The 3,996-nt window shown below is 75.5% G+C and carries 3 protein-coding genes; 2 read left to right on the top strand and 1 reads right to left on the bottom strand.

The genetic code is table 11. The features are described 5' to 3' along the window. Positions 1-38 precede the first annotated feature (38 nt). Complete coding sequence (locus ABD308_RS27285) at positions 39-1,391, bottom strand: ABC transporter substrate-binding protein (RefSeq protein WP_344339805.1); 1,353 nt, start codon at positions 1,389-1,391, stop codon at positions 39-41. Positions 1,392-1,706: 315 nt separating this feature from the next. Here ABD308_RS27285 and ABD308_RS27280 point away from each other — a divergent pair, with 315 nt between their 5' ends. Both ABD308_RS27280 and ABD308_RS27275 read left to right on the top strand, forming a co-directional pair. Continuing rightward, positions 1,707-3,638: a DUF2264 domain-containing protein gene (locus ABD308_RS27280; RefSeq protein WP_344339802.1), complete on the top strand. Its 1,932-nt coding sequence runs from the start codon at positions 1,707-1,709 to the stop codon at positions 3,636-3,638. Positions 3,639-3,645: 7 nt separating this feature from the next. Then, a partial coding sequence (locus ABD308_RS27275) for a sugar phosphate isomerase/epimerase family protein (protein WP_344339799.1) occupies positions 3,646-3,996 on the top strand: 351 nt, incomplete at its 3' end.

Raw genomic sequence — 3,996 nt, 5'->3', positions numbered from 1 at the left:
GGCGGCGCGGGCGGTACGGCCGGAACGGGCGCCGGTGGTCACTGGGCGACCTTCAGCCCGCGGTTCTTGAACTCGGCGAGGGTGGCCTGCTGCGCGGTGGTCAGCGCCTCGTCGATGGTGCCGGTCCTTCCGGCGACCTTGCCGAAGGAGTCCTTCAGCGTGCCGTTGGTGACGCCCATCGCCGGTCCCCAGGTCCAGCCCGGCTTGACGGACTTGGCGGCGTCCTCGTAGAGGGCGTAGAGGTCCTGGCCGCCGTAGAAGTCGGTGTTGAAGGCCTGCTTGGCGACCGGCACCAGCTCGGTGGCGGCCGGGTAGGCGGAGGAGGTGCCGGAGGAGATCCGGGCCTTGAAGCCGTCGGCGGTGGTGGTCGCCCAGGTGGCGAACTCGACGGCGGCCTTGGCCTTCTTGCTGTCCTTGGACACGGCGAAGGTGGTGCCGCCGAGCATGCCGCTGGCGGGGGTGCCGTCCCAGCTGGGCATCGGCGCGGCCGCCCAGGTGCCGTTGACCTCGGGGGTGGTGCCGACGCTGGACTTGAGGACGCCGCCGCCCCAGGTGGCGCCGAGGTAGCCGGCCGTCTCGCCCTTCTGCAGGGACGCGGTCCACTGCTGGCTGAAGGACGGCATGACGTGCACGAGGTCCTCGTCGGCCAGCTTCTGCCAGTACTCGGAGACCTTGCGGGTCTCCGGTCCGGTCACGTCGGACTTCCAGGCCTCGTCGGCGGCGGTGAACCAGTGGGCGCCGTTCTGCCAGGCCATCGCCTCGAAGGTGGTCGGGTCGTCCGGGAAGAAGGTGGCGATGCGGGTGTCGGGCTGGGCGGCCTTCAGCTGCTGGGCGGCGGTGCGGAACTCGTCCCAGGTCTTGGGGACGGTGATGCCGGCCTTGGCGAAGAGGTCCTTGCGGTAGTAGAAGACCTGCGGGGCGGCGTCCAGCGGCAGGGCCCAGGTCCGGCCGCCGAGCGAGGTGAGCTCGACGGCCTGCGGGAGGTACTTGGCCTTGAGGTCGCCGCCGACCAGCTTGCCGATGTCCTGGACGGCGCCCTGGCTGACGAAGTCCGGCAGCTGCGGGTACTCGACGTTGAAGACGTCGGGGGCGTTGCCGGCCTTGACCGCGTTGGAGATCTTGGCGTAGCCGCCGGCCGCGCCCGCGGGGATCTCCTCGAAGGTGACCTGGATGTCCGGGTGGCTCGCGTTGAACGCGGCGACCACGTCCTTGGTGCCCTTCGCCCAGCCCCAGAACGTCAGGGAGACCGGCTTGCCGTCGTCGGCGGCGGTGGCCTCGCCGCCCTCGCCGCCGCTGCCGCAGGCGGCGAGCAGGGTGACGCAGAGCGCGGCGGAGGTCGCGGCGGCGGCGGCGCGGAGGGCTCTGCGGCGGGAGAAGGGGGTCGAGAGCATGGGTGGGCTCCTAGGGGGTCGACGGGTCCCGGACAGCTCCGGCCGGAACCTGCGGAGGGTGGGGGCGACTGGCAGTCATCCTGAGCAGGTCGGCGATCGGAGTCAAGGGATTTGGATCAAATGATCCGACTTGATCGACCCTCGGTGTTGCCACCGCAGCGCCTCTGACCATGGTTTACGCCGAAGAGTCGGGGTATCCGGGCGCCTGGCGGGCAAGGTCACAATCTGATCAAGCCGCTCATTTGATCGCGCCTCCTTGACGAATGATCATCCGCTCCCTAGATTCCGGCTCAGCACCCGATCACGGAGGACCTCATGCGCCTGCCCCCGGAGGACCGCGGCCTCAGCCCGCGCACCGGCTGGACCCGGGACCACTGGGAGGCGGCGGCCGACGGCCTGCTCACCGCGGTCCGCCCGTACGCCGGCCCCGCCGGGGCGCTGATCAACCTGCCCGGTCCCCGCCCCAGCCGCTCGGGACGCCGCTCCGACGGCCTGGAGGGATTCGCCCGCACCTTCCTGCCCGCCGCGCTGCGGGTGGCCGGCGCGGGCGGCGCCGACCCGCACGGCCTGCTGGAGCGCTACGCCGCCGGACTCGACGCCGGCACCCGCACCCCCACCGGCGAGCCGGACCTCGCCGACGGCGACCTCGAATCCTGGCCGCTGATCACCGACCGGGGCCAGGCCATGGTCGAGGCCGCGTCCATCGCCTTCGCGCTGCGCCTCACCCGCCCCTGGCTCTGGGACCGGCTCGCCGGACCCGTCCGCGACCGGATCGGCCGCTGGCTCGCCGACGCCCTGCACCGCACGCCCAACGACAACAACTGGCGGCTCTTCCCGCTGGCCGTCGGCGGCTTCCTCGCCGAGGCCGGCATCGCCGAACCCGAGGCCCGCGCCGCCGTCCGCCGCGGACTGGAGCACATCGACCGCTGGTACCTCGGCGACGGCTGGTACACCGACGGCCGCCCCCGCGCCTTCGACCACTACAACGGCTGGGCGCTGCACCTCTACCCCGTCCTGCACGCCCACCTCGCCGACGACCGGGACCTGCGCACCGCGTACGGCGAACGCCTCGCCGCCCACCTGGCCGGCTACGCCCACACCTTCGGGGCCGACGGCGCACCCGTCCACCAGGGCCGCTCGCTCACCTACCGGTTCGCCGCCACCGCCCCCCTGTGGGCCGGGGCCCTCACCGGCCACACCCCGCTCGCCCCCGGCACCACCCGCCGCCTCGCCTCCGGCGCCCTGCGCCACTTCCTCGACCGGGGCGCCGTCGACGAGCGGGGCCTGCTCACCCTCGGCTGGCACGGCCCCGACCTGCGGCTCGTCCAGGTCTACTCCGGCCCCGCCTCCCCGTACTGGGCCGGCAGCGCCTTCCTCGGCCTGCTGCTCCCGCCCTGCCACCCGGTGTGGACCGCGCCCGAGGAGCCCGCGCCCGTCGAGCGGCGCGACACCGTCCTCGCCCTGCCCGGGCCCGGCTGGCTGGTGCAGTCCACCGCCGCCGACGGCCTGGTCCGGCTGCACAACCACGGCAGCGACGACCAGCCCGCGGACGCCGTGGGCCCCGACGACCCGCACTACGCGCGGCTCGCCCACTCCACCGCCACCGGACCCTCCTTCGAAGGTCCCGCCGACAACCACCTCGCCCTGTGGACCGGGGCGGGGCCCACCGAACGCGGCCGCGTCCACCCGCTGGGCACCGGGCCCGGCTGGGCCGCCTCGCGCTGGCACCCGCGCGTCGGCGGCCGTGAGCTGCCCGGCGTCACCGTCACCTCGCTCACCCTGGCCCACGGCGCCGACGAGCTCCGCGCCCACCTGGTCACCGGCGGGCCGGCCGGCACCCCGGTCACCCAGACCGGCTGGGCCGTCGCGGGCACGCGCGCCGAGCGGCACCTCCCGGGGGGCGTCCGGGCCGACGGCCGGCTCACCTCCGAACTGCACGCGCTGCACGGCTTCACCGCCGCGGACGGCGCACGGGTCCCCGGCGGCACCGCCTTCGGCCCGGAGGCGGCCCTGCCCCGCCTCACCGGGGAACTCCCCGCCGACGGCCCCGCCCTGTTCGCCTGCGCCGCCCGACTCACCGCCGCCGAGCACCCGAGCGCCCTCGCCGACGCCGTCACCCTGGAGGCCCGGCCGGACGAGCGGGACCCGGAGGCCGTCCTGCTCACCGTCCGCCCCGCCGGCGCCCCGGGCCTGCGGATCCGGCTGGCACCCGGCGCGGTCACCGTCCGCCCCGTCGAGGGGGAGTGAGCCGCCGGTGCCCCTCGCCCTCGCCACCCTCGGCCTGCCCGGGCTCCCGCTCGACCGGACCGCCGCCCTCGCCGCCGAGCACGGCTGGCACGGCCTCGAACTGCGCTGCGCCGACGACCAGCCGGTCCGCCTGGGGCTGGACGCGGACGAACGCCGGCGCGCCGCCCGCCTGCTGTGCGCCGCCGGGGTCGTCCCGCTGACCCTCGCCTCCTACGTCGGCGTCGCCGCCCCAGGGCCGGACGCGCCGGTGCTCGCCGAGCTGACCACCCACCTGCGGCTGGCCGCCGACCTCGGCTGCCGCCACCTGCGGGTCTTCCCGCACGGCGGCCCCGGCCCGGCGACCGGGGCCGACGAACGG

The organism is Kitasatospora putterlickiae (assembly GCF_039527695.1).
GTDB lineage: Bacteria > Actinomycetota > Actinomycetes > Streptomycetales > Streptomycetaceae > Kitasatospora > Kitasatospora putterlickiae.
This window is presented reverse-complemented; position numbering and strand designations above follow the sequence as displayed.